Origin of the sequence: Streptomyces sp. NPDC005898 (assembly GCF_040629635.1) — a bacterium.
In the GTDB taxonomy this organism is placed as follows: Bacteria; Actinomycetota; Actinomycetes; order Streptomycetales; family Streptomycetaceae; genus Streptomyces.
Map to the genome: position 1 here is coordinate 281723 of NZ_JBEXWC010000001.1, position 24140 is coordinate 305862.

Here is a 24140-nt window from a genome sequence, read left to right on the forward strand (position 1 = left end):
TGTGGGCACCTGCCGGTGACCGGCGTTCTTCTGTGCGGGCGGGAGCGTCGCCGCGACCGACGGCGGTTCCGCACCGGGCGGCCACCGCGTCGGGATAGTTTTCCGGCACCCGCCTCACCCATATCACCGGACACTTCCGGCTACTGACAGATGAGGGCCGTCATGCCGCACATTCCCCGAGAACGGATCATCAGCCTTCCCCGCACCGACATCGCCGGGATCGACGCCGGCGGCACCAAGACGCACATGCGTTTTCTCGATCCGGCCACCGGCGAGGTCAAGCACGTCCAGGCCCGCTCCGCCGACTACGACTCGCTGGAGCACCTCTTCTACGGCTGCTTCGACATGGCCGGCTGTCTGCCGCGGTCCCTGGTCGCCGGTGTCGCCGGCCGGCCCGGGCGCGACGGTGACGTCAGGATCACGAACCACCCCCAGTGGCCGACCTTCCGGCGCCGGGCCTTCGCCACGGACCTGGAGATGTCGCTCGTCACCATCAACGACATGGTCGCCACGACGGCCGGGGTGGCGGACCTCGACGAGTCCGACTGGGTCCCGCTGACCCCGGAGGTCACGCCCCACCCCGGGCCCGCCCTGCTGGCGGTGTCGGTCGGCACCGGCGTCGGCAGCGCCTCCGTGGACCGCACGGGGCGCGCCCACCCGGCGGAGTCCGGCCATGTGGCCTGGCAGCCGGTGACCGTCCTGGAGGAGGACTACCTCCGCTCCCTGCAGCGGCTTCGGCCGGGCATCCCCATCTCGGTGGAGCTGTCCATCGGCGGACTGCGCGGCATCGACCACATGTACGACTTCATGACCACGCGCAAGAAGCCGGGCCCCTACATCCAGGAACACGTCGACCGCTTCCGGCGGGAGCACCGCGGCATCGGACCGGTCATCACCGCGGCCGCCGTGGGCGGTGACGCCTGCTGCCGCGAGATCATGCGGCTGTTCGGCGCCATCCTGGGCCAGTTCCTGCGCAGCACCGTTCTGACCTGCATGAGCGAGGGCGGCTCGGTGTGGCTGACGAGCGGAGTGCTGCAGGCGCCCGGGATCTGCGACCTCCTCGTCTCGGACACGGCCTTCCTGGAGCGCTTCGTCGCGACGGGCGCGGAGCACGCGGAACTCATGCAGGAGATCCCCCTCTACGCCGTGACGGACCGTCAAGTGGCGGTCAGGGGCGCCTTCGTGCTCACGCGCCAGTCCGCCGCGCAGGCACCCGTTCCGGCCCACGTGAGGCGCGAACACGCCTGCGGATAAGGGGCCTCTGAGCTACCATCCTTAGCACGCAAGGCAAGTTCGCACGTCAATGTCGTCGCGTGCTAGGAGCTCACTGCCTATGTCCTGGGTCCTCCGACACCAGAGCGCACCCCATGGCCGCCGTTTCCGAACAGGGTCCGGCGAACGTGTCGGATGACCCGACAGTTCTCGGAAGCAGCCGACCTCGAAACAACCCACCTCGGTCGACCCCGCAGACGCAATCGGTGGCGCAGGTCTACGAACTGTTCATGCGGGACACCGCCGGCGGCTTCGGCGCGATCGACCCGGGCGCGCTCCACCAGGCCGTGACCCTCCTCAAAACGGCACGGCGCCGCCGCGCCCGGGTCTACATCATGGGCAACGGCGGAAGCGCCTCGACCGCCAGCCACATGGCCTGTGACCTGGCCAAGGGAATCGGCCGCACCAGACATGAGCGGTTGCGCGCCGTCGCCCTCTCCGACAGTTCCGCGCTGCTGACCGCCTGGGTCAACGACAGCGGCAGCACCCTGGGGTTCTCCGGCCAGCTCGACACCCTGCTCGACCCGCAGGACGTCGTGATCGCCGTCAGCGTCAGCGGCAACTCGGAGAACGTACTGGCGGGCCTGGACACGGCACGCGAACTCGGCGCCGCCACCATCGGGCTGCTCGGCGCCGACGGCGGTCGCGCCCTGCGCCAGGTGGACGTGGCGCTGCACGTGCCGAGTTGGGACTACGGCGTGGTGGAGACCGTCCACATCGGACTGCTGCACGCCCTGGCCAACGCCTTGCGCGGGCACCCGCTGACCGCCCAGCGGCCCCTCGCCACGGAGGCGGTCGATCTCGCCGTCGGACGTTCCCAGTGACGCGTGCGCTCGCGATCGCCTCCGATCGCGGGCCGGTCGCCTACTCCGGCGCAGGGCCACGACTGCGGGCGGAACGCCGGATCGGGAGCGTCACCGCCATCCTCGACGCCGCCGCCCGAGGGCTCCCCCGGTCCACCCTGTGGGTCGCCCCTTCGGACGCGGAAGGCGACCGGCGCGCCCTCGGTTCCGCCGAACACGCGCAGCTGGCCCGCCGCCTGGGCTATATGTACACCCCTCACCCCGTCGACGAGCGCCGGTACCGCGAGTACTACGACGACGTGGGTGTACGCATGCTCTGGCTGGCTCTGCACGGGCTGTGGCCGGACGTCGCCGGCACGGCCGCCCGGCCACCGCAGACCCAGGCCTTCACCCGCTCCTACCAGCAGGTGAACCGAGGCGTCGCGGAGCAGATCGTGCGGGACACGCGGCCCGACACCCCCGTGCTCGTCCAGGACTACCAGCTGGCCACGACCCCGGGATTCATCCGCGCCCTGCGGCCCCGGCAGCCCGTCGGACTCTTCCTCCACACGCCGTTCTGCACTCCGGACGAACTCGCCCGGTTGCCGGACTCCGTCGCCGGGGCGGTCCTGGACGGCATGCTCGCCGCCGACCTGCTCGGCTTCCAGTCACCGCGCTGGGCCGCCAACTTCCTTGCCTGCTGCGAGGCCTGGGGTCGGCGCGTACAGCGCGGCGGCACGGCGCCGGACACCGTCGGCGTGGTGACCGGCCCCCGTCCGACACGGGACGGCGAGGTCGCGGCCCCGGCCCGCACCAGCACGGTCGGCTGCTACCCCGTGCCCGCCGACTCGGCGCTCCTCGCGGCGAACGCGCGGAGCGCACAGGTCGCCTCCTGGCAGAGCGAGTTGGCGCAGGACCCCGCCATCCGACGCATCGTCAAAGTTGACCGCATCGACCCCGCCAAGAACGTCCTGCGCGGACTGGAGGCGTTCCAGGACCTCCTGGAACACACGCCCGCGCTCCGGGGCCGGGTCGTCATGACGTGCTGTCTGACCCCGTCCAGGGAACGCATCCCCGAGTACCGCGTCCACGCCGACCGGGTCCGCCACCTGGTCGAGCGCCTGAACCACCGGTTCCCCGGCTGCCTCGACGTCCATGTCGGCCATGACCTGGCCCGGTGCCTCGCGGCACTCACGTCGTACGACGTGCTGCTGGTCAACCCCGTACGCGACGGCATGAACCTCGTCTCGCAGGAGGGCCCCCAGCTGAACACGCGGCACGGGGCGCTGGTCCTGTCCCGCTCGGCGGGTAGCAGCGATCTGCTGGGGAGGCACGCCCTGCTCCTGGAGGATCCGCGCGACATCGACGCGACCGCGAGGGCGCTGCGGGACGCCCTCGCCCTGTCGCCCGACGAGCGCCGCCGACGCGCCGCGGGGTTGCGGGACGCGGTGACCGGCGGTGATCCGGTCCACTGGCTCGCGCGGCAGGTTCAGGAGCTGGAGCGGGTGACGGCCACACCTCCGGCAGGCGTGCCGTCGCCGCGGTAGTCGAAGACGCAGACCTCCCGGCCCGTCCCGATGACCAGCCGGTTGTCGGGTGCCGCCGCCAGGGACCAGCCCGGCGCGGTCAGCACGAAGCCCTCCTGGCGCTGACGGGTGTGCAGATCCCAGAACCGTACGACGCGGTCGTCCCCGACCGTCACCACGACCGTCCGGTTCCGCAGCCGCATACAGGCGATGGCGTTGGTCCCGGCCCCCGCGTCGCTGAGGCGCACCGGCCGCTTGCGGCCCTTCAGGTCCCACACGAACACCCCGCCGTCGTCGTCGACGCTGACCACGACCGGGCGCCCGTCCAGCGTGCCGCAGTCCAGGGCCCGCACCCAGCCCGTGTGACCGGTGAAAACAGCGGAGGCCCGGCCTGTCTCCAGGTCCCACAGCCGGATCGATCCGTCGAACGACCCGGTCAACGCGACCGGCCGGCCGTCCAAGGACGTGCACGCCACCGTGTTGATCCCGCCGGTGTGGCCGGTCAGGATGTCCCGTTCGGCAAGGGTGCGCAGGTCCCAGACCCGCAGCGTGCAGTCGTCGCTGGCGCTGACCGCCACGGGCTTGCCCCTGATCTGCGTGCAGGCCACGGAGCTGACCCAGTCGGTGTGCCCGGTCAGCACCGCGCGCTGTCGCCGGCTCGTCAGGTCCCACACCCTGACGGTCCCGTCGCTGGCCCCGCTGACGATCACGGGTGAGTCGTCGAGCCGGACGCAGGCCACCGCCCGGACGAACCCGGTGTGCCCCTCGATGACCGCGCGTCGGCGGCCGGACTCGATGTCCCAGGTGCGCACGGTCCGGTCGTCGCCACCGCTGACGGCGAGGACGTGACCGTCCGCGGTCACGGTGCCGACCGCGTTGACCCCGCCCGCGTGCCCCACCACATCGGCCTGGGTCTCCACCCGGGGGTCCCAGACGCAGATGGTGCCGTCGCTGGCACCGGTGACCACCGCGGTGCGCCCCTCGACCTCCACACCCGCCACGGCCCGCACCCAGTGGGTGTGCCCGATCAGCACGCTCAGCTCCACCTCCCGGCGCAGGTCCCAGATGTGGGCGTGGCCGCTGTCCGTGCCGCACACCACCACGCTCCGCCCGTCGAGCGTCATGCACGCCACCGCTCTGACCCAGCCCATGTCCCCGGAGAACAAGCACTTCTGCTCCAGGCTCCGCACGTCCCACACGCGTACGGTGCGGTCGTCGCCGCCGCTGATCAGCACGGGCACCCCGTCCAGCTCCGCGAACGCCACGGTGTTCACCTCACCGGAGTGCCCCTTCAGTTCCACCCGCCCCACCTGGCGGCGCGCCGCGCGGCCGGACTCCAGGTCCTCGGTCCCGGGCACGTCCCACAGCCGTACGCTGCCGTCGCTGCCGCCGCTGGCGACCCTCGGCCTGCCGTCGATCTCCGCGCAGGCGAGAGCCCGCACGGCCCCCGTGTGGCCGACCAGGAGCTGCTGCTCCCGCCCGCTCGCGAGGTCCCAGAGGCGGATGGTGCGGTCGTCGCCGCCGCTCACCAGCGTCAGGCCGCCACCGACGACGATGCCCGTCACGACACCCACCCGGCCCACGTGTCCGCTCAGCAGCGTGCGGGCGCTCTCGCTCCGCAGGTTCCACACCCGGACCGTGCCGTCGCTGCTGGCGCTGATCCCGAGCGGTTCGTCCTCGAACCGCAGGTGGGTCACGCAGTTCACCTCCGCCATGTGGCCGCGCAGCATGCCGTGGAGGTTGCCGTTGCTCAGGTTCCACAGCCGCAGCAGGCCGTCCGTGCCGGCCGTGACGACATGGGGCCGGCCGTCGAGTTCGAAGCAGTCTGCGCTCTTGACGCCGTGGGAGTGGTCGCCGAAGGACATCTGCAGCGCCGGATTGACCTGGGAACCGGTGGCCCACCGGACCTGCCAGGGCAGGCTCGCGCTCAGCTGCGCCGCCAGTTCCCGGGCCTGGTGGCTCGCGGCGTCGAAGGCGAGGATCTGCCGGCGGGTCAGGGGGTCGCACTGGCGGTGCAGCCTGAGCGAGGCACGGTAGACCGAGCGCACCGTGCGCGCCTGCTCGGTGCCGACCCGGCGCAGCGCCGGTGCCAGCGTCACCGGATCGGCGTGCACCAGGAACTCCGGGTCGCCCAGCAGCTCGTCCAGGGTGCCGGCGATCGCCGCGTGGCTGGCGACATGGCTGCGGATGTAGGGGTGGGCGTTGGTCCAGGCGCGGCGCGCGCCCGACTCGGGCACCTGGTCGAGCAGGGTCGTGGTGATCCGGCGGTGGGCCTCGGTGTCGCGGCGGGAGTCCCGCAGGAACTCCGCGAGTGTCTCGTGGTACAGCCGGAACACCGATCGATCGCCCACGCGCACCTCGACGATGTAGGCGCCGGCATGTCCCAGGAGCCAGTTGATGTCCTCGTCGGAGCAGCGCACGCCGGCCAGCACCGAGGCGAGCGGCGCCCACAGGTTGTCCCAGGGCAGGCCCTGTCCTTCGGCGTAGGCGAGCGGGGTGAGCAGCCGCCGCACCCGCCACTCGTTGGCGCCGAAGCGGGAGAGGTAGGCGGCGAAGACGTCCTTCACCTCGTTGGGGAGTCGGCGGTGCCAGTCGGCCTCGGCGGTGTCGACCTGTACCTGACGGTTGATCAACGCGCGCGCCGTCATGTTGGCGACGAGGAAGGACTGCCCGGCCCGGGCCGCGACGCCGCCCGCCACCGCGGCGGCCAGGGCGGTGTCGTCCCGGTAGGGGGAGGGACTGTCGGGGTCGTCCTCGGCCCGCAGCAGGGCCGTCACGTAGTCGGCCACGTCCTCGATGCCCGTGTACGCCGGCTGGTCCAGGTCGATGATCTCGACGGCGGTCCCCAGGGCCTCGATCGGGCCGCGCCGGGTGCCGACGATGAGCCGGACCTGCGCCATGGTGGACATCGGCCGCAGCAGGGCCCGCGCGATCAGGGTCGCCTCGGCCTGGTCCCCCACGGTGCCCGCCTCGTCCAAGGCGTCGAGGAGCACCGTGAACTGCGCGGACCGCTCCAGCAGGAAGCCGAGCAGGTCGTCCGGGGTGGCGGCCACGCAGCCCGCGGCCCGGCCCAGTTCGGCCACCACGTCGTCGAGGGTGCGGCGGCGCAGGTGGAGGTGGGTGGTGACGCACCCGGTCGGCGGAACGGTCCCGGGGGGCGTCCGCGCGTCGGGCGCCGACTTGTCCGAGAGGTGCAGGAGCCGCCCGAGCAGGGCGGACTTGCCCGAGCCCGGTCCGCCGGTGACGATGCGCGCGCGGCGGTCGTGGGAAGGGCGGGACAGCCAGCGGGCCAGCGCGGTGAGGGCGGCGACGCGGCCGGTGAAGTACGAGCCCACCTCGCCGACGTACTCCACGCCGCGGGCGCGGAGGTCGAAGTGGGTGGAGCGCTCGCGCCGCATCCTGGTGAGCGTCTCGACGTCCAACTCCTGGCCGAAGAGGCCGGGTACGAAGTTGCGGTTGGGGAAGAACGGCGGCACCCCGGCCGTGTCCACGGAGGTGCAGCTCGCGTGCTGGTACGGGTGGTGTTCGCGGAAGTGGTCGTTGATCCGCTCGGTGATCTCCGACAGGTCGATGTACTGCTGGTGGGCGCCTGCCCTCGGCTCGGCCAGTGTGCGGGCCAGCGCCCCGGTCAGGACGCCTTCGTCGGCCTCGTCCCGGGCGCGGGCGCCGGCCAGCAGCCACAGGTTGCCCGCTTCCGTCGTGCGCCGGGCCGCCAACTGGTTGGCCACCATGGCGATGTCGGTCGTTCCCGCCCCGGCGTAGCACGTGTCGAGGACGATGAGCACGCGAGCCCGGACCACGTCGTCGGCGAACAGCAGGGCCAGGTCGTCCGTTCTGACGGCGGTGGACACCAGGCGGTTCTCGACGCTGTCCGAGCAGAGCAGGTAGTGGCGTCCGCCGCCGGCGCGCACGCCGTGACCGGCGTAGTAGAGCACGATGATGTCGTCCGGCCGGCGGTCCGCCGAGCCCAGCCAGTCCTCCAGGCCGGACACCAGTTCCTTGGCGGTCGGATTCCGGCTGCGGTCCCGGAGCACCCGCTCGTAGCCGAAGGAGGCGAACAGACTCGCGACGAGTTCCACGTCACCGTCGACCCCCGGCAGGTCTTCGATCCCCTGGGCCGCATAAGTGCCGGTCCCGGCAGCGATCACGAATCGGCGGGGATTCCCGCAGTCGGCTCCCATTGGCTCGTTCGAGATCATTCGACCGCTTCCGCCCCCTCGGAACCTTGTCTCCGGTCGTACGATACGCCCCATGCAGGTGAATCGATAGCATTTCACCGCCTACGGGAAGAGACTGGGGCCCGGAGTCGGCACTGACGAGTGGGGCGTGGATGGGCGACGCGGTTGCGATGAAGACACCTTTGCCGTTCACCGAGGGCCGCCTCAAGGTGGTCGTCACGGGGGCGGCCGGGCGTATCGGCAGCGGATTCGCGGAATTCGCCGCCGATCGGTTCGAACTGCTCCTGCTGGACCGGCCCGGGACCGACCTCTCGGGACTCGCCGCGTACGGGCGTACGGCCCATTGCGACCTCGCGGACCTCCCCCGCCTCACCGAACTGTGCCGGGGCGCCGACTGCGTACTGCATCTCGCGGCGGATTCCAATACCGCAGCCGAGTGGGACAGCCTCCTCACCGCGAACATCGTGGGCACGTACCACCTGTTCACGGCCAGCAAGGCGGCTGGTTGCCCGAGGGTCGTCTTCGCCTCCTCGGTGCACGCCGTCTCCGGTTACGCGCCCGGCCGCCAGGTCGCGCCGGACGCGCCGGTGAACCCGGGGAATCTGTACGGGGTCTCCAAATGCTTCGGCGAGGCATTGGGACGCTATATGGCGGAGCGCCACGGAATGACGGTCGTGGCGGTACGGATCGGCGCCTTCCAGAATCCCGAGGCCGCGCGGGCCGCGGATTCCGAATGGATGATCGGAACGTTTGTCGCGGACCAGGATCTCCACTCTCTCCTGGAACGCGCCATCCGGGTCGAGGGAATTCGCTTCGGAATCTTCCACGCGGTCAGCGACAACTGGTTCAAGCGCCTGGACATCACCGCGACCCGCGAACTGCTGGGCTTCGAGCCCGCCTACGACTTCATGCGGCTCTCGCCGGCCTTCAAGGAGCTCTTCACCGATCTGCCTCACGGCCGTACCCCTTCCGGGACGGAGAGCGGCGCCAATCCGGACTGAGCGGGAAGGGGTGCGCGGCCCGGACTCAACCGGCGTACGCGTCCCGCCAGGAGCGAGCGGGACGCCGGCCGAGCAGCTCACGTGCTTTCGCGGAACACTGCAGCGACTCGAAGGCCCCCAACGGCCTGGTGGTGAGCTTGGCCCCCTCGCCGAGAGTTTCGAGCAGCTCGGCGGTGGGCCGGTCCGACAGAGTGTCGGGAGCCGCGATCATCAGGGCCGTCGCGCCCTCGACATCCGCCGTCAGCGCGAGCCGGCAGCTCATCGCGACGTCGTCGAGGTCCACGTAGCTCCACAGGTTCCACCGGCCGCGCTCGGGCCGGGCCCAGTACTCGGGCAGTGCCGCGTAGTCCGTCCGGTCCATGACGACCGAGAAGCGGAGTGCCACCAGGGTCATCGCATGGCAGTGGGCGAAGTGGTGCGCGAGGCCCTCACCGGTCGCCTTCGACAGGGCGTAGCTGGTCTCCGGGCGGACGGGGTGGTCCTCGTCCAGGGGCAGGTGGACGGGGCCGCCGATCCGGAAGGGCGGCCCGAGCACGGTCTCGCTGGAGGCCCACACCACGCGCTTGACGCCGTGCACCGCTGCCGCCTGGAACACGTTGTACGTGGAGGTCGTGTTCGCCGTGAAGGTCGCCCCCTCGGCCAGGTCGGAGTGCAGGGTGTGCGAGTCGGGCACGCCCGTGGCGGCGAGGTGGACCACCGCGTCCACGCCGTCCAGGGCGTCGACGGCCTGCCAGAGCTCGCGCAGATCCGCACGCCGGTAGCCGGGCTCCTGCGCCCGCATCGGCGCGACGTCGACCGGGACGGTTTCATGTCCGTGCGCGGCCAGCTCCGCCCCCACGGCCCGCCCGATCCGGCCCAGTCCCCCGGTCACCGCGACTCGCATGGCAACTCCCTTGTCAGCACCGGCATCTGACGTACCGCCACCCCGGCTGTGCGAGTGGCGGGGGGACTATAGTCGTTGTGCCGACCACCCCGGAAGGTGGCCGCTCCGGTGCCCGTCCGAGGAGGTCCCATGGCGCGGATCGTGGTGGTACACGGGATCGCCCAGCAGTTCAAGGGCCCCCGAACGCTCCACGCCGCGGTCGCGCCCGCCCTGCGCGACGGCGTGACGGCGGCTCTCGGCCCGGCCGGACCGGCGCTCGACGACCACGACATCGAATGCGCCTTCTACGGCGACGCTTTCGTCCGGCCCGGGACCCGGGCGACGGCGATTCCGGCGTACGACGAGACGGACGTGGAGGGCGACTACGAGGCGGAGCTGCTCCTGGAGTGGTGGCTGGCGGCGGCGCGGGCGTACCCGCAGGTGCGGGGCCCGGACGAGAAGTCCCGCGGCGTGGTCGGATACGCGGCGACCCGCCCCCTCACGCGCCCGCTGGTACGCCGCGCCCTCGACGCGCTGACGCACGCGCCCTACTTCGCGCGGGTCGCGGAACCGCTGCTCATCTTCGGGCTGAAGCAGGTCCGCCGGTACTTCGACGAGCCCGAGCTGCGGGAGCGGGTGCGGGCGGCGGTGGCCCGCGCCATCACGGCGGACACCCGGGTGCTGGTGGCGCACTCGCTGGGCAGCGTGGCGGCGTACGAGCTGTTGTGCGACGAGGCGTTGCGGAAGGCGCACCCCGAGTGGCGGATCTCCACGCTGATCACCCTCGGCTCGCCGCTCGGACTGCGCGGCCTGATCTTCGACCGCCTGTCGCCGGCTCCTCACCACGGCACAGGCGTCTGGCCCCCCGGAATCGAACGCTGGACGAACATCGCCGACGAGGGCGACATCGTCGCCCTCGTCAAGCAACTCGCCCCCCGCTTCGGCACGCAGGTCCAGGACCACGAGGTCCACAACGGCGTCGAGATGCACTCCGTGAGCCGCTACCTCACGGCCTCCACCACGGGCAGGGCCATCGCGGGAGCACTCACCGAAACCACTTCCTGACGCGGTCCAGAGCGCGGCCCGCATCAGGAAGTAGTCGGCGTCAGGAAGTGGTCCGCGACAGAGGGTGTGGGCCGTCAGACTCCGATCAGCTCGTAGGTACCCGTGCCGTCCTGCCGGCCGTTGGAGTACTGGCGCAGGAACTCCCCGTCGGCGTACCGGTCGTGGCCCATCATGGAGCCGGTGTGCTTGTTCTGCAGACCGACCTTCGAGCTGCCCGGCACGTCGCGGTAGACGTAGAACCGCTGGAGGTCGTCCTCCGCGCAGGGGACCGTCATCACGACCGCCCGGTCGATGGCCGCGTTCTGCGCGGGGATGCTCGCGCACCCGCCGTTGCCCCAGTTCCACAGGGACGCCTCGAGGACCCCGTCGCGCTCCGTCACGTTGCACAGGCGCCAGTGGTCCAGGTGGCCGCTGAAGATCGTCGAGGGCCGCAGCCGGACACCGTCGTCCGCCCGGAGCGGTGCGCCCCAGGACAGGGACTTGCCGGGTACGGCGATCTTGAAGGTGCCGCCCACGCAGTCCAGGGCGGCCCGCGCGCCGCGTCCGGCGGCCTTGGGCTGTTCGGCGGGCGTGCCGCCGGTGAGGGCCGGGCGCTGGACGAGACGGTCCCGCTTCTGCTTCGCCGTCGGCGCCACGGCGCCCGCCGGGCGCTCGGCCTTCGCGGCGGCCGAGCCGCAGTCGAGAAGGCCTTGCGCCTTGGCCATGATGCTGCCCGCGGGCACGCTGTCCTGGCAGCGCACGGCGCCTTCCTCGAGGGTGGTGAAGGTGGTGAAGCTGCCGCCGCCGGTCCCCTCGAACCACGTCAACGCCCAGCTTCCGTCGCCCTGTTGGACGCGGTTGCAGTTGAGGCTTCCGTACGTGCTGGTGACTTTCTTGGTGCCCTTGTAGACGCCGTAGTAGCCGGGCTTGCTGAAGTTCCACGTGACGGCGTTCGACACGGTGCTGGTGGAGGAGGAGTCGACCTTCACGCTCAGCCCCAGGCTCGCGCCGACCTTGCCGAGGGTCTCGACGGCGAAACCGCCCTCGGCGTTGCCGTTGAGGCCGACGGAGACGGAGATGGTCGTCTGGGTGCTGGTGGTGACGGTCTGGTTGCCGGTGGTGCCCTCGGTGACGTACCAGCCCTTGAAGTGGGTGATCGTCGGGGACACTTCGGTGGTCTTGATGTACGGGTGGCGGGTGCCGAGGTCGGCGGCCGTGCAGCTGTCGCCGGGCTGGGACGCGGTCGTGCCGGTGGGCGCGGCGGCAGCCGGTGAGGCGGCGAGGCTCATGGCGGTGACCGCGATGGCGGCCGCCGTGGCGGTCACCGCCGTAATTGATCTGCCTAACCGGCTGACGGGTCCTGTGGAACGCATCGTTGCCTGCTTCCCCCTGGTCGGGTGTGTCCGGTCGGGGGTGAATGTAGCGGCCACGGGGGGTGGTGGCGTGAGGGCCGAACTGGCCACGAACGATCACGGAGGGGCTTGTTCCGCCCCCGGGGTCACCGCACCGTGCGGCTGTCATAGCCACCGCTTGCGTGGCGCCGGCCGCAGTCTCACGAGACAGCCGCTCCCGCCCTGCGACTACGTCCAGAGAGGAACGCCGGTCGCCGTCTGCAGTTCTGCTCCGACGTAGGTTTCGGTCGTGTCGACCAGCCGCTGAATGTGAGCGTAGTAGGTCTCGACCTTGGGCTTGGTGGGTGCCGTCAGTGAAGAGCCGCGATGAGCGATATCTCCTCGGAGGGTGACCAGGGCGTCGAGCTTCTTCTCAGCCTTGGCTGGGCTCATTCCGGGCCAGGACCAATGATCCGGGACGTCCTCAATCCCTATGGCGTCGCCAAAGAGCATCTTGATGTTCCAGGTCTTCGGCGTATTCAGTCGCTGATTCCGCTCGGCCTGCAGGTTGGCCAGTCGTGTGCGGAGCAGCGTACGCCAGCCGCCGTCCGCAAGAGCCCAAGCAGCAAGCTGGTTCTTGGGGTCAAGCTCCTTGGACACCCGCTTGCGGAGCGGCTCGGGAAGTGCCTGCGCGTCTACCCCGTGTGTAACCAGGTGTTCCAGTCCCTCCGCAGCGAGGTCCTCGCAAAACGCCTCCCAGAAAGCAGAGAGCAGGACGATCGATGCCTTGTGGAGGGCGTCGACTTGCCACTTGCGGCCCGGCCCCTGGGGAGTGATGTCGGCGTGGATTTCGAGTAGACGGTCGATGTCCTTGCGGTTCGCGTCGAAGGCCAGGCGTGCCTTGCTGGGCATTGGGCTCCTCTGGAAGGTCGGGTTGAACAGGAGGTTAGCGGCGATGGCGGGGACAGCGTGAGCGGACGGGAGTGACAGTGGTACCTCGTCGTTGAGTTGCGGCATCTACGCAGCCTCCGGCGCCCCGGCAACCGCTCGCCCGGCGAAACCCCGGACCACCGTCACGCCCGCACGTTCCCCGTGACATACGGACCTGCGCCGTCCCACCGCCTCGAAGTGCGCCCTAGCTCACTCCCTGTCTGCGCAAACGGTCGGCCTCGGCGGTCCGCCCCTGCTCGGCGAGCAGGCCGGCGAGCACGTCCAGGACCTGTGTACCGCCTCCCATGGCGAGGTTCCGGCGCCACAGTTCTTCGATCTCGGCGATGCGGCCCGTCCGTGCGAGCAACTTCGTCAGGTGGTGACCGGCGTACCAGCGCGTGGCCGAGTCGCCGTGGTCCGCCAGGCGGCGCCAGATCGCCTCACTCTCGTCGGTGTTCCGGTGCGTTTCCAGGAAGGTGACGAGTTCCTCGTTCACCGCCAGATTGCCGGCTGCCGCGATCCTCCGCAGCAGCGCCTCCGCCTCGTCGATCCGCCCGCTCTCCACCAGGAGTTGGACGAGGCGACTACGGGAAGACCAGGCACTCTCGCCTCCGTTCAGAGCCGAGCGGAGCAGTACAGCCTCGGCCTCGTCCGAGCGCCCCTGCTTCAGCAGGAGACTGACCAGCCAGCCGGTGCCCTTGTCGTAGGTCGTGGAGACCTCTTCGAGGAGGCGCTCCTCCTCGGCGTCCTTGCCGTGCCGACCCAGCAGGAGGGACAGCGTCAGCAGGGTGTCGGGGTCGCCCTTGAGGGCGCTGGGGAGGAGCAGCTCGACCGCCTCGTCGACACGGCCCTGCTGTTCGAGCACCGTGGCCAGTCCCGAGGCCGATCCATGTTCCCCGGCACGGACTCCGGCGCGCCACAGTTCCTCCGCCTCGGCCGGCCGGCCCTGCCGCAGGAGGAGGTCGCTCAGCATCTCGCGCCCACTGGACGAGGTCTCGTCCCCGTCTCCGTGCCGGACGCTCTGGCGCCACACCCACTCGGCCTCGGCCGCCCGCCCCTCACTCTCCAGGCGTCTGGCCAGGATGCTGCGGGCGTAACGGTGACCGGCCATCGCGGACCTCCACAGCACCTCCTCCGCCTCCGCGGCGCGTTCGCCGATGTCGAGCATCATGACCAGCTGGTTGCGGCAGCCGAGGTCGCCGGCCCGGGCGCCTTCGCGCAGCGCCTGGTGGGCCTGGTCGCGCATCCGGTGGCTCTGCAGGAACTCGATGAACGGGAACCACTCGTGGTGGCCCGCGGCGACGGCCTGCCGCCAGGTGGTGAGAGCCTCGGCTGTCCTGCCGTGTCTGTCCAGGAAGGAAGCCAGGCTGCTGACCACGCTCATGTCTCCCCGTGCGAGGCCGTCGCGGAACACGCGTTCGGCTTCGGCCGGTCGGCCGCGCTGGTCGAGGAAGTTGCCCAGCCGGACGAGCTCCAGGTCGTCGCCGGCGGCGGCCGCCGCCCGCCGGACCCGCTCCTCGTCCTCGATCCTGCCCTGTCGCGCCATCAGATCGATGAGTGACGACCGGGCCTGCGGCATGTCTCCGGCCGCCGCGCGATAGATCTGCTCGGCCTGCCGGAAGAGGCCGCGGTCTTCCGCGGCCCGTCCCGTGCGCCACAGGTCCGCGCCGGTGAGGTGGTCGGCGTACGCCTGCCACACGCTGTCGGCGGGCACGCTCGCGCGCCGTGTCGCGGCACCGTGCTGCAAGAGGTAGTCGGCCACGGTGTATCCGGCGACCGTGCCCATCTCCCGTCCTGGGAGCGGGTTGAGGACCGAAGTCGCGCCATGCAGCTCCCTGGTCGCGTAAGCCGTGGCTCGCGCGAACCAGTCCTGCGGGGCCCTGGCGATCTCGGAGGGGGTGAGATACGCCGGGACCGCCGCCGTCAGCAAGGCGGTCGGCACGCCGCCCTCGACTCCGAGCCGACGTGCATCGACAGCTGCGGTGATGAGGGCACGGGCGTAGGGGTCGGACGCCTGTTCCCAGCGCAGCACCAGATGAGGGGCTGCGGCGAGGACCTGGGTCATGCCGTAGTCGGCCAAGGTCAGGGCGACGCGGATGCGCGGATCGTCCCGCGCCGCGGCGTCCGCCAGCTCCCGCTCCGCCGGAGTCAGCCGGTCCGCGAGGTCGATGACCTCCGCCTGCTTGAGCACTTCACGCTCGCGCCGGAACAGATCGTCCTCGCCTGCCCCCGGCTTCGCGGTGAACCGGAAGTAGTGGTCGGGCCAGAGCGTGCCGACCAGCACTGTCTCGGCCTCACCCGCCAGCAGGGCACGGATCGTCGCGGGTGTCAGCCCATCGCTGAGGTAGTTCTGGAACTCGTCGAGCCACACCACGGTTCGGGGAGCGGGCGCGGCCGCCAAGGCGGCCAGGGCGGTGGCGTCGGGCGGCTGGACGAGCCACCAGTCGGCCCGCTCTGCCCGGACCGCCTCCCACGCGCTGCGCGTCTTGCCCACGGACGACCCACCGACCAGCAGGACGAACCGTCCGGCGGCCAGCGCGGCCCGCAGGCGGGCGTCGATGTCGCGCGGCACGTAGACCGGGAGTTCGTCCGCCGCGGTCGCCGGACCGGTCACCTGGATCGCCGCGTGAACGCCGAGCGCGCGGGGCCGGGCGTCCCGTACCCGCAGAGCCCCGGAGGGCCGTCGGACCGGCACGGACCCGACCCGGCTCCACGCGGCCAGCCACCCCGAGACTTCCGTGGACGGCACTTCGCACACGGCGAGGAAGGTCAACAGCTTGTCGCGCGACGGCATCCGGCGACCGGTAACGATCTCACCGATCGTGCTCCTGGCCAGGGGCTCCCAGGCCGGTCCGCCGGGCTTCGGCCGCAACTTCCCGGCTGCCGCCGCCATGCGCTCGTACGACAGGCCCCTCTGCCGACGGAGCGCGTCGAGGCACGCCGCGAAGCCGGCGGGCCCGTCCGCCCGATCCGTGTCCACTCCCCCCACCGCGCCCCCTCACACGGCCGCCCGTACCGACCACTCAACATACGGACCGGGACCTGTCACCGTCACCGATTCCAAGGTTTCTCGGTCTGCCTCCGGCTTCCTCCGACTCCCGCCGAGACCGTGGCCGGAGGGCGCGCCCGCCCGCTGCACTGAAGCCACGCCACCGAACACGGGAGGAATCATGAGCGACTGGCTGGTCATCGTTCAGGCCGCAGGTAGTCTCTTCACTTTCGCCGCCACCCTGGTCGACTTCTTCGCGGCGCTGCACGGTCGCCGCAGTGATGTCGACCAGTGACCGGACAGGCGCTCACCCTCACGCCACCGTCAGCTGCTCGGCATGAGCATCTTCGGGATCGGGCCGCGAGGGCTTGCCCTTCCCGACGGCACGAACTGGATCTGGACCGTCCGGCGCCGTCCAGGTGCACGTCCTGCGCAAGATCGTCGGGCTGATCCCGAAAACGATCAAGGGGCCGTTTCAGATTGCTCTGAAGCGGCCCCTCATCTGCGACTCTCACGAGTCGGGACGACAGGATTTGAACCTGCGACCCCTTGACCCCCAGTCAAGTGCGCTACCAAGCTGCGCCACGTCCCGTTGCCCGTGTGACCTGGGGTTTCCCCCTGGCCGAACGCGCAGGAAAACAATACCGCACTCTCACTGGTGATCGCTCACCCCTTTCCGGGGGACGGCTTTCCGGCGGACGGTGATCCTTGACCTCAAGCGAGGTTGAGGTTGCACGCTTCCTCGCATGGTGACGAACACGACCACGACGACGCCCCCGGCACGCGCCTACGGATACGCCGATCTGCCCCACCTCATGGCGCTGATGACGGGCGACGAGAAGCACGGGCCCGCCGCGACATCGACGCTCGACGCCCTGTGGGTGCTCTACGACCGTGTGCTCCGCGTCACGCCGGAGCGGGCGGACGACCCCGGGCGGGACCGGTTCCTGCTGTCGAAGGGGCACGGGCCCATGGCCTACTACGCCGTCCTCGCCGCCAAGGGCTTCCTGCCCGTCGCGTGGCTGGAGGGCTTCGGCTCGTACGACTCCCCGCTCGGGCACCACCCCGACCGGCTGCTGGTGCCCGGCGCCGAGATCGGCAGCGGCTCGCTGGGGCACGGGCTGCCCGTCGCCGTGGGGACGGCGCTCGGGCTCAGGGCCCAGGGGCGCACCGGCCCCGCCGTGTGGACGCTCGTCGGTGACGCCGAGATGGACGAGGGCAGCAACCACGAGGCCATCGCCTTCGCGGGCCCGGCACGGCTCGACCGACTGCACGTCCTCGTGATCGACAACGCCTCCGCCAGCCACGCGCGGCCCGGCGGGCTCCAGGCCCGCTTCGAGGCCGCGGGGTGGTCCGCCGAGACGGTCGACGGGCGCGACCACGACGCCCTGTACGCGGCCTTCACCGCACCCCACCCGGGGCGGCCGCGCGTGGTCGTCGCCCGGGTCGAGCCCAAGGAGTAGGCGGTCGAGCCCCCGCACGACCCCCGGCAAGCGTGAGCCGCACCGCCCCTCCCCCTCCGTACATCTGGAAAGGAACGTTCCGCCATGGACACCATGCGTGACCGATTCGCCCCTGTCGTCTCCCGGCTGCTGGACGAGGATCTCCGCGTCGCCGTCGTCCTCGCCGAGATCGGCAAGGACGCCTTCGCGGAGACGATGCGCGAGCACCCCGACCGGGTGATCAACGTCGGCATCCGGGAGCAGCTGCTCGTGGGCGCGGGCGCGGGGCTCGCGCTCGCCGGGATGCGGCCCGTCGTGCACACCTTCGCCGCCTTCCTCGTGGAGCGGCCCTTCGAGCAGCTCAAACTCGATTTCGGGCACCAGGGCCTCGGAGGCGTCCTGGTGAGCGCCGGCGCGTCCTTCGACTGGCCCGCCGGCGGCTTCACGCACATGTCGCCCGGCGACGTGGCGCTGCTCGACACCCTCGCCGACTGGACCGTGCACGTGCCGGGCCACCCCGACGAGGCGGAGACGCTTCTGCGGCACGCCGTCGCGGCGGGCGACGACAAGGTGTACGTACGCCTGTCGGTGCAGTCCACCTCCCGGGCGCTGCCCGTGGACGGCGAACGTTTCCTCACCGTGCGCGAGGGGCGCGCGGGCGTGGTGATCGCCGTCGGGCCGCTGCTCGACCAGGTCCTCGCGGCGACGGAAGGGCTCGACGTGACCGTGTTGTACGCGACGACCGTGCGGCCCTTCGACGGGCGAGCGCTGCGCAGGGCCGTGGGAGGCGCGGAGGCGGCCGACGTGGTGATCGTCGAGCCGTACCTCGCCGGGACCTCGACCGGCGCCGCGAACGACGCGCTCGCCGATGTCCCGCACCGCGTGCTCGGTCTGGGCGTGGCCCGCCGTGAGCTGCGCCGCTACGGGCAGATCGAGGAGCATCTGGCCGCCCACGGCCTGGACGCGGGGTCGCTGCGCGAGCGGATCGGCGGCTTCCTGGGCGAGCGTGCCCGCGTACGTACGCCGTAGGGCCCGCGCCTCTCAGCTGCTGCGGGGTTGGTGCCCCTATGCCCTGGGGATGTCCTCGGGCATGTCCTCGGGTATGTCTTCGGGGGTGAGGACCCCCAACTCGGGGTGTTCCTCCAGGAGTCGGGGCGGCGCGGCCTGGCGCCAGGAGTCCGCCAGGATGTCGGTCAGCTCCTGGGCGTCAAGGGCCGCCAGGCGCACCCGCACCCATGCCGAGGACGCCTCGTGCGCGGCGACCCAGAACTTGTCGGGCTCGGCGAGGACCAGTTCGTCCCGCTCGATCTTCGGGCACCGCACCGCGATGGACGTCTCGTCGTCCGGGACCGTCAGGAACATCTTTCCGGCGACACGGAACGTGGGCATGCTCCAGGCGATCTTCTCCACCGTCTCCGGCAGGGCGAGGGCGATGCGGCGCACGTCGTCGGAGGTGACGCGGGCCCGGGATCTGGACTTCGACATGCCGGAACCGTAACCAACGCCACTGACAGTCGCCCGGGCCCGCCCCGGCGTGGCCGGGGTCTCGTGCGGGCCCGTTCGTTCAGGGGGCCGGGTTCTCGCCGAGGCGCTTGTAGAACAGGGTCGTCGCCCGGAGGGTGCCGGCCGGGTCCGTCGCGTAGTCGGGGATGGTCCCGGCCGAGGTCCAACCGGCCTTCACGTAGAGGGTTTCGGCGGGGCTGCCGGTCTCGGTGTCCAGGACCAGGAGGGTCACCCCCGCCCGCGCCGCCGCGTCCTCGGCGGCGGACAGCAGGGCGCGGGCGAGGCCTTGGCCCCGCGCGGACGGGTGAACCATCAGCTTGGCGATCTCGGCGCGGTGGCGGCCGTTGGGCTTGTCGGTGAACGCGACGGAGACCGTTCCGACGACCCGCTCGGCGTCGTGCGCGGCCCAGACGGCGAGGCGCCCCTCCTCGATCGCGGGAGCCAGCCCGCGCCACCACGCGGCCGCGCTCGCGCGGTCCAGGTCCGCGAGGAAACCGAGCGAGGCACCGCCCCGCACGGTGTCGGCCAAGAGGCGGCCCAGATCGTCCGCGCACTCCAGGAGCCGGGCGGCGTCGAGGCGCGCCAAGGACGTGGCGACGGTTATGACTTCACCACCACGAGGGCGTACCGCACCGCCTGCTCCCCCAGGCAGCGGAAGCGCGACGCGCCCCACAGCCGGTAGCGCAGGCAGTCACCGGTACCCAGGACGTGCGGTTCCCCTTGGACCGTCACTTCCAGGGACCCTTCCAGGACCCAGATGTGCTGCTCGAGACCGGGCACGGGCGGCCGGTCGTACGCGATGTCGGCGCCCGGCTGCAATCGGCCCTCGACCAGTTCGCCGCGCATCCCGATGTGCGGCGGCGAGACCTGCCAGCGCATGAACCCCGCGTCGTCGTCGGACCAGACGGCCTGGTCGACGGCGCGCACCAGCTGTGCGGGCTCTGCCTCCACCTCGCTCAGGAGCTGGGACATGGTCCGTTCGTAGACGGCGCAGAGGCGGTTCAGGAGGGCCGCGGTGGGGCTGATCTCCGCACGCTCGGCCCGGGAGAGGGTGGAGCGGCTGATGCCGCTCAGCTCGGCCAGCTCGCCCAGGGACCAGCCGCGTTCGGCGCGCAGCTCGGACAGTCGGGCGGCCAGGCGCGCGTCGACTCCTTCGTGTTCCATATTCGGCACGCTATCCCGCATGTGGGACCGGAACAAGGGTGATCTCGCTCTCCGAACCGCCGCCGTCCGCTCTACGGACCGCCGCCATCCGCACACCGGACCACCGTCGCCGGCTCTCAGCCCGCCGCCTCCCCGAGGGCCGTCAGGATCGGGCGGATGAGCGGGTGTCCCTCCGCCCCGCACCGCACCGCCGCGAACACCCGGCGGGTGGGCGCCGCGCCCTCCACCGGGCGGACCACGACACCCGAGACGTCCATGCCCCGCAGCGCCGAACGCGGTACGAGGGCCACGCCTGCGCCGGCCGACGCGAGCGCCACGACCGCGCGGAAGTCGTCCGACCAGTGCTCCGGCGTCGGCTGGAAACCGGCCTGCTCGCAGGCGAGGACGACCACGTCGTGGCACGGGTTGCCCGCGAAGGGGCCGATCCAGGCGTCCTTGGCCAGTTCGGCCAGCGGTACCCGTGCGGCGCCGGCCAGCCGGTGGCCGAGCGGGAGCACCGCGTCGAAGGGCTCCGCGTAGAGCGGGACCCGGGTCAGCCGGGGGTCGTCCGCCCCCGGCGCGCCCCGGTACTCGACGGCCACCGCGACATCGACCTGCCGGTCGAGGACCATCGGCAGGCTCGCGTCGCCCTCCGCGTCCTGGACCCGGACCCTGATGCCGGGCGCGGAGATGGCGAGGCGGGCCAGGGCGGGGGCGACGACCAGGCCGATGCCGGTGGCGAAGGAGGCGACGGTGACGGTGCCCGCCTCGCCGGAGCTGTACGCGGCCAGCTCGGCCTCGGCCCGCTCCAGCTGGGCCAGCACCGCGTTGGTGTGCGCCAGCAGGATCTCGCCGGCGGCCGTCAACCGTACGCCGCGCGCCGAGCGGTCGACCAGGCGGTGTCCCGTCTCCTGCTCCAGGGCGGTGAGCTGCTGGGAGACGGCGGACGGGGTGAGGTACAGGGCGGCCGCGGCGGCCGTGACCGTACGGTGGTCGGCCACCGCACGCAGGATGTGCAGCCGCCGTGCTTCGATCATGCGGCGATTCTCCCAAATCGGGAGCCCCCACCGCACCATCGGTCTCGCCGGGTGCCTGGCGGGACGCCCACGGGACGCCCTAAAGGGGCACGCGCTGTCACGCCGTACGGGCCCCCGTAGTCCCGGGATCTTCGGAAAACCGTTCGACAGGCGGGCCCTCGACGCACTGAGATGGCACCCCGACCACCGCCCACCGCACGGAGCGGACCGCCCAGGCCGACCGGGCTGACCGGGCCGACCGGGCCGACCGGGCCGACCGGGCCGACAGCAATCGCCGAGGTCGACGGGGTGTTCGACGCCGAGGCGATGACCGCGCTGTGGGACGCCGCCCTGGGCGTGCCCGGCTGGGACCGCCCCGCGGTCTGGTTCCACGGCGACTTTCACACCGGCAATCTGCTGACCGTCGGGGGCCGCCTCAGCGCGGTCATCGACTTCGGCGAACTCGGTTTCGGCGATCCGGCGTGCGACCTGACCATCGCCTTCACCCTGCTGTCCGCCGAGAGCCGGGCCGCCTTCCGGGCCGCGCTCGGCGTGGACGGCGCCACCTGGACCCGGGGCCGCGGCTGGGCGCTGGCCACCGGCCTGAACGCCTACACCTCGTACGCCGCGGTCGACGCGCGGGTCGCCGCGCGTGGGATCCGTCAGGCCCCGGCCCGCTCCCCCAGCTCCGCGCGCGCCGCCACGAACGCGTCCACCGCCCGGTTCACGTCCTGCGTGGAGTGCGCCGCCGAGAGCTGGACGCGGATGCGGGCCGCGCCCTGCGGAACCACCGGGTACGAGAAGCCGATCACGTACACGCCGCGCTCCAGGAGCAGCTCGGCCATGCGTCCCGCGACGGCCGCGTCCCCGATCATGACCGGGGCGATGGCGTGGTCGCCGGGCAGGATGTCGAAGCCCTCCTCGGTCATCCGCGAGCGGAACAGGGCGGTGTTGGCGGCGAGGCGCTCGCGCAGGTCGCCCGCCGTCTCCAGCAGGTCGAGGACCTTCAGGGAGGCCGCCGCGATCACCGGCGCCAGCGTGTTGGAGAAGAGGTACGGGCGCGAGCGCTGGCGCAGCAGCGCGACGATCTCGGCGCGGGCGGCGACGTAACCGCCGGAGGCGCCGCCGAGGGCCTTGCCCAGCGTGCCGGTGATGATGTCGACGCGGTCCATGACGCCGTGCAGCTCGGGGGTGCCGCGGCCGCCGGGGCCGACGAAGCCGACGGCGTGCGAGTCGTCCACCATGACCATCGCGTCGTACCGGTCGGCGAGGTCGCAGATCTCCGCGAGTGGGGCGACGTAGCCGTCCATGGAGAAGACGCCGTCGGTGACGATCAGCCGGCGGCGCGCCCCGGACGCCTCCTTGAGCTGCTGCTCCAGGTCGGCGAGGTCACGGTTCGCGTACCGGAAGCGGCGCGCCTTGGACAGGCGGATGCCGTCGATGATCGAGGCGTGGTTGAGCGCGTCGGAGATGACGGCGTCCTCGGGGCCGAGCAGGGTCTCGAAGACACCGCCGTTGGCGTCGAAGCAGGAGGAGTACAGGATCGTGTCCTCCTGGCCGAGGAAGGCGGACAGCCGCGCCTCCAGCTCCTTGTGGACCTCCTGCGTGCCGCAGATGAAGCGGACGGAGGCCATGCCGTAGCCCCAGCGGTCGAGGGCCTCGTGGGCGGCGGCCACGACCTCGGGGTGGTCGGCGAGGCCGAGGTAGTTGTTGGCGCAGAAGTTCAGGACCTCGCCCCCCGAGCTGACGGCGACCGTCGCGGACTGCGGGGTGCTGATGACCCGCTCGGGCTTGTGCAGCCCGGCGGCCCGGATCTCGTCGAGCGTGGCCTGGAGGTCTTCGCGTACGGAGTCGAACATGCGTGTATTCCTTCGGGGTGGGCCGGGGAGGGTCAGGAGGTCCAGTCGAGGATGACCTTGCCGCCGCGGCCGCTCGCCGCGTCGTCGAAGGCGGCCTCGAAGTCGCGGTGGCCGTAGCGGCCCGTGATGACGGGGGCCAGGTCGAGGCCGCCTTCGAGCAGTACGGACATCGCGTACCAGGTCTCGAACATCTCGCGGCCGTAGATGCCCTTGATGGTGATCATCGAGGTGACGATCCGCGCCCAGTCGACGGCGAACTCCTCCGACGGCAGGCCGAGCATCGCGATCTTGCCGCCGTGGGTCATGTTGGCGACCATGTCGCGCATCGCGCGCGGGTTGCCGGACATCTCCAGGCCGACGTCGAAGCCCTCGCGCAGCCCGAGCGCGCGCTGGCCGTCGGTGATCGTGGCCTCCGCCACGTTCAGGGCGAGGCTGACGCCGACCTTGCGGGCCAGTTCCAGGCGCTCCTCGCTGACGTCGGTGATCACGACGTTGCGGGCGCCGGCGTGGCGGGCGACCGCGGCCGCCATGAGGCCGATCGGCCCGGCCCCGGTGATCAGCACGTCCTCGCCGACCAGCGGGAAGGACAGGGCGGTGTGCACGGCGTTGCCGAAGGGGTCGAAGATCGCGGCCACATCGAGGTCGACGGGCACGCGGTGCACCCAGACGTTGCCGGCGGGCAGCGCGACGTACTCCGCGAAGGCGCCGTCCCGGCCGACGCCGAGGCCGACGGTGGCGCGGCACAGGTGACGCCGCCCGGCCAGGCAGTTGCGGCACTTGCCGCAGACCAGGTGTCCCTCGCCGCTGACCAGGTCGCCGACCTCGACGTCGGCGACATCGCGGCCGGTCTCCACGACCTCGCCGACGAACTCGTGCCCGACGACCAGGGGTGCGGTGATCGTCTGCCGCGCCCAGCCGTCCCAGGCCCGGATGTGCAGATCGGTGCCGCAGATCCCGGTGCGGAGCACCTTGATGAGGACGTCGCCGTGGCCGATGACCGGCTCCGGCACGTCCATCAGCCGGAGACCCGGCTCCGCTTTCTCCTTGACCAGCGCCTTCAACGCCACGGCTCCTGTCGTACATCGATGTTTCCCCCGACGGCACAGGAATCTTCCGTACCGGGGCGCCCGGGTCCATCGAGGATTTCTTAAGCGGCGCCGCAGGTTTCCTTCAGACCTGTGGGTCAGCGGGTCCGGTCACGCTCGAAACAGGCGGTCGGCTCGGTGTCCAGGGCGGGCACCTGTCGGCCGCGACCCGACGGG

General features: G+C 71.6%; 18 protein-coding genes, 1 tRNA gene and 1 pseudogene. 8 read left to right on the plus strand and 12 right to left on the minus strand.

Going from position 1 to position 24140, the window contains the following annotated elements:
• The first annotated feature begins 162 nt into the window (after nt 1–162).
• From ABZ385_RS01030 to ABZ385_RS01040, 3 genes are all read left to right on the plus strand, one after another.
• Entirely contained in the window at nt 163–1254 is a 1092-nt protein-coding gene (locus ABZ385_RS01030; RefSeq protein ID WP_358908954.1) for a glucokinase, read from the plus strand.
• Between the two features lie 224 nt (nt 1255–1478).
• A complete protein-coding gene (locus ABZ385_RS01035; protein WP_358577581.1) occupies nt 1479–2096 on the plus strand; it encodes an SIS domain-containing protein in 618 nt (205 codons plus the stop codon).
• Nucleotides 2093–3601: a trehalose-6-phosphate synthase gene (locus ABZ385_RS01040; protein WP_358908956.1), complete on the plus strand. Its 1509-nt coding sequence runs from the start codon at nt 2093–2095 to the stop codon at nt 3599–3601. The genes ABZ385_RS01035 and ABZ385_RS01040 overlap by 4 nt, the downstream gene beginning before the upstream one ends.
• On the opposite strand, the gene ABZ385_RS01045 is transcribed toward ABZ385_RS01040, so the two are convergent.
• Entirely contained in the window at nt 3544–7728 is a 4185-nt protein-coding gene (locus ABZ385_RS01045) for a caspase family protein (RefSeq protein WP_358577577.1), read from the minus strand. The genes ABZ385_RS01040 and ABZ385_RS01045 overlap by 58 nt on opposite strands.
• Before the next feature lie 200 nt (nt 7729–7928).
• On the opposite strand from ABZ385_RS01045, the gene ABZ385_RS01050 reads away from it, so the two are divergent.
• Nucleotides 7929–8759 (plus strand): NAD(P)-dependent oxidoreductase, encoded by an 831-nt coding sequence (locus ABZ385_RS01050; protein WP_358908958.1) that lies wholly within the window; start codon nt 7929–7931, stop codon nt 8757–8759.
• A gap of 25 nt (nt 8760–8784) precedes the next feature.
• Here ABZ385_RS01050 and ABZ385_RS01055 read toward each other — a convergent pair whose 3' ends face one another.
• Nucleotides 8785–9642, minus strand: a complete 858-nt coding sequence (locus ABZ385_RS01055) for an NAD(P)-dependent oxidoreductase (RefSeq protein WP_358577573.1) — start codon at nt 9640–9642, stop codon at nt 8785–8787.
• Between the two features lie 129 nt (nt 9643–9771).
• On the opposite strand from ABZ385_RS01055, the gene ABZ385_RS01060 reads away from it, so the two are divergent.
• A complete protein-coding gene (locus ABZ385_RS01060; protein WP_358908960.1) occupies nt 9772–10686 on the plus strand; it encodes an antibiotic ABC transporter ATP-binding protein in 915 nt (304 codons plus the stop codon).
• 74 nt (nt 10687–10760) lie between these two features.
• Here the strand turns inward: ABZ385_RS01060 and ABZ385_RS01065 are convergent, their stop codons facing one another.
• From ABZ385_RS01065 to ABZ385_RS01080, 4 genes are all read right to left on the minus strand, one after another.
• A complete protein-coding gene (locus ABZ385_RS01065) occupies nt 10761–12038 on the minus strand; it encodes a hypothetical protein (RefSeq protein WP_358577569.1) in 1278 nt (425 codons plus the stop codon).
• A 207-nt stretch (nt 12039–12245) separates the two neighbouring features.
• Nucleotides 12246–12908 (minus strand): HEPN domain-containing protein, encoded by a 663-nt coding sequence (locus ABZ385_RS01070; RefSeq protein ID WP_358577567.1) that lies wholly within the window; start codon nt 12906–12908, stop codon nt 12246–12248.
• 223 nt (nt 12909–13131) lie between these two features.
• Nucleotides 13132–15906, minus strand: coding sequence for a tetratricopeptide repeat protein (locus ABZ385_RS01075; RefSeq protein WP_358908962.1), 2775 nt, complete (start codon nt 15904–15906; stop codon nt 13132–13134).
• A 527-nt stretch (nt 15907–16433) separates the two neighbouring features.
• Nucleotides 16434–16507: transfer RNA gene (locus ABZ385_RS01080), tRNA-Pro, on the minus strand.
• A 154-nt stretch (nt 16508–16661) separates the two neighbouring features.
• On the opposite strand from ABZ385_RS01080, the gene ABZ385_RS01085 reads away from it, so the two are divergent.
• The gene (locus ABZ385_RS01085) at nt 16662–17378 is read left to right on the plus strand and encodes a transketolase (RefSeq protein ID WP_358696597.1); all 717 of its coding nucleotides are present in this window, start codon (nt 16662–16664) and stop codon (nt 17376–17378) included.
• 84 nt (nt 17379–17462) lie between these two features.
• Nucleotides 17463–18386 carry a transketolase gene (locus tag ABZ385_RS01090; protein ID WP_358908964.1) on the plus strand — a complete coding sequence of 308 codons (924 nt, stop codon included), beginning with the start codon at nt 17463–17465 and terminating at the stop codon, nt 18384–18386.
• Between the two features lie 36 nt (nt 18387–18422).
• Here ABZ385_RS01090 and ABZ385_RS01095 read toward each other — a convergent pair whose 3' ends face one another.
• The 4 genes from ABZ385_RS01095 to ABZ385_RS01110 form a co-directional block, all read right to left on the minus strand.
• Nucleotides 18423–18842, minus strand: coding sequence for an MmcQ/YjbR family DNA-binding protein (locus tag ABZ385_RS01095; RefSeq protein ID WP_358908966.1), 420 nt, complete (start codon nt 18840–18842; stop codon nt 18423–18425).
• Nucleotides 18843–18921: 79 nt separating this feature from the next.
• Nucleotides 18922–19446, minus strand: coding sequence for a GNAT family N-acetyltransferase (locus tag ABZ385_RS01100; RefSeq protein ID WP_358908968.1), 525 nt, complete (start codon nt 19444–19446; stop codon nt 18922–18924).
• A 14-nt stretch (nt 19447–19460) separates the two neighbouring features.
• Nucleotides 19461–20045, minus strand: a complete 585-nt coding sequence (locus ABZ385_RS01105; protein WP_358696589.1) for an XRE family transcriptional regulator — start codon at nt 20043–20045, stop codon at nt 19461–19463.
• A 95-nt stretch (nt 20046–20140) separates the two neighbouring features.
• A complete protein-coding gene (locus ABZ385_RS01110) occupies nt 20141–21040 on the minus strand; it encodes a LysR family transcriptional regulator (protein ID WP_358908970.1) in 900 nt (299 codons plus the stop codon).
• Between the two features lie 267 nt (nt 21041–21307).
• Here ABZ385_RS01110 and ABZ385_RS01115 point away from each other — a divergent pair.
• Nucleotides 21308–21673: pseudogene (locus tag ABZ385_RS01115) on the plus strand (phosphotransferase); the annotation flags it as partial.
• An 8-nt stretch (nt 21674–21681) separates the two neighbouring features.
• On the opposite strand, the gene ABZ385_RS01120 reads toward ABZ385_RS01115, so the two are convergent.
• Both ABZ385_RS01120 and tdh read right to left on the minus strand, forming a co-directional pair.
• Nucleotides 21682–22878, minus strand: a complete 1197-nt coding sequence (locus tag ABZ385_RS01120; RefSeq protein WP_358577546.1) for a glycine C-acetyltransferase — start codon at nt 22876–22878, stop codon at nt 21682–21684.
• Nucleotides 22879–22910: 32 nt separating this feature from the next.
• Nucleotides 22911–23939 carry an L-threonine 3-dehydrogenase gene (gene tdh / locus ABZ385_RS01125; protein ID WP_358696608.1) on the minus strand — a complete coding sequence of 343 codons (1029 nt, stop codon included), beginning with the start codon at nt 23937–23939 and terminating at the stop codon, nt 22911–22913.
• Nucleotides 23940–24140: the final 201 nt, after the last annotated feature.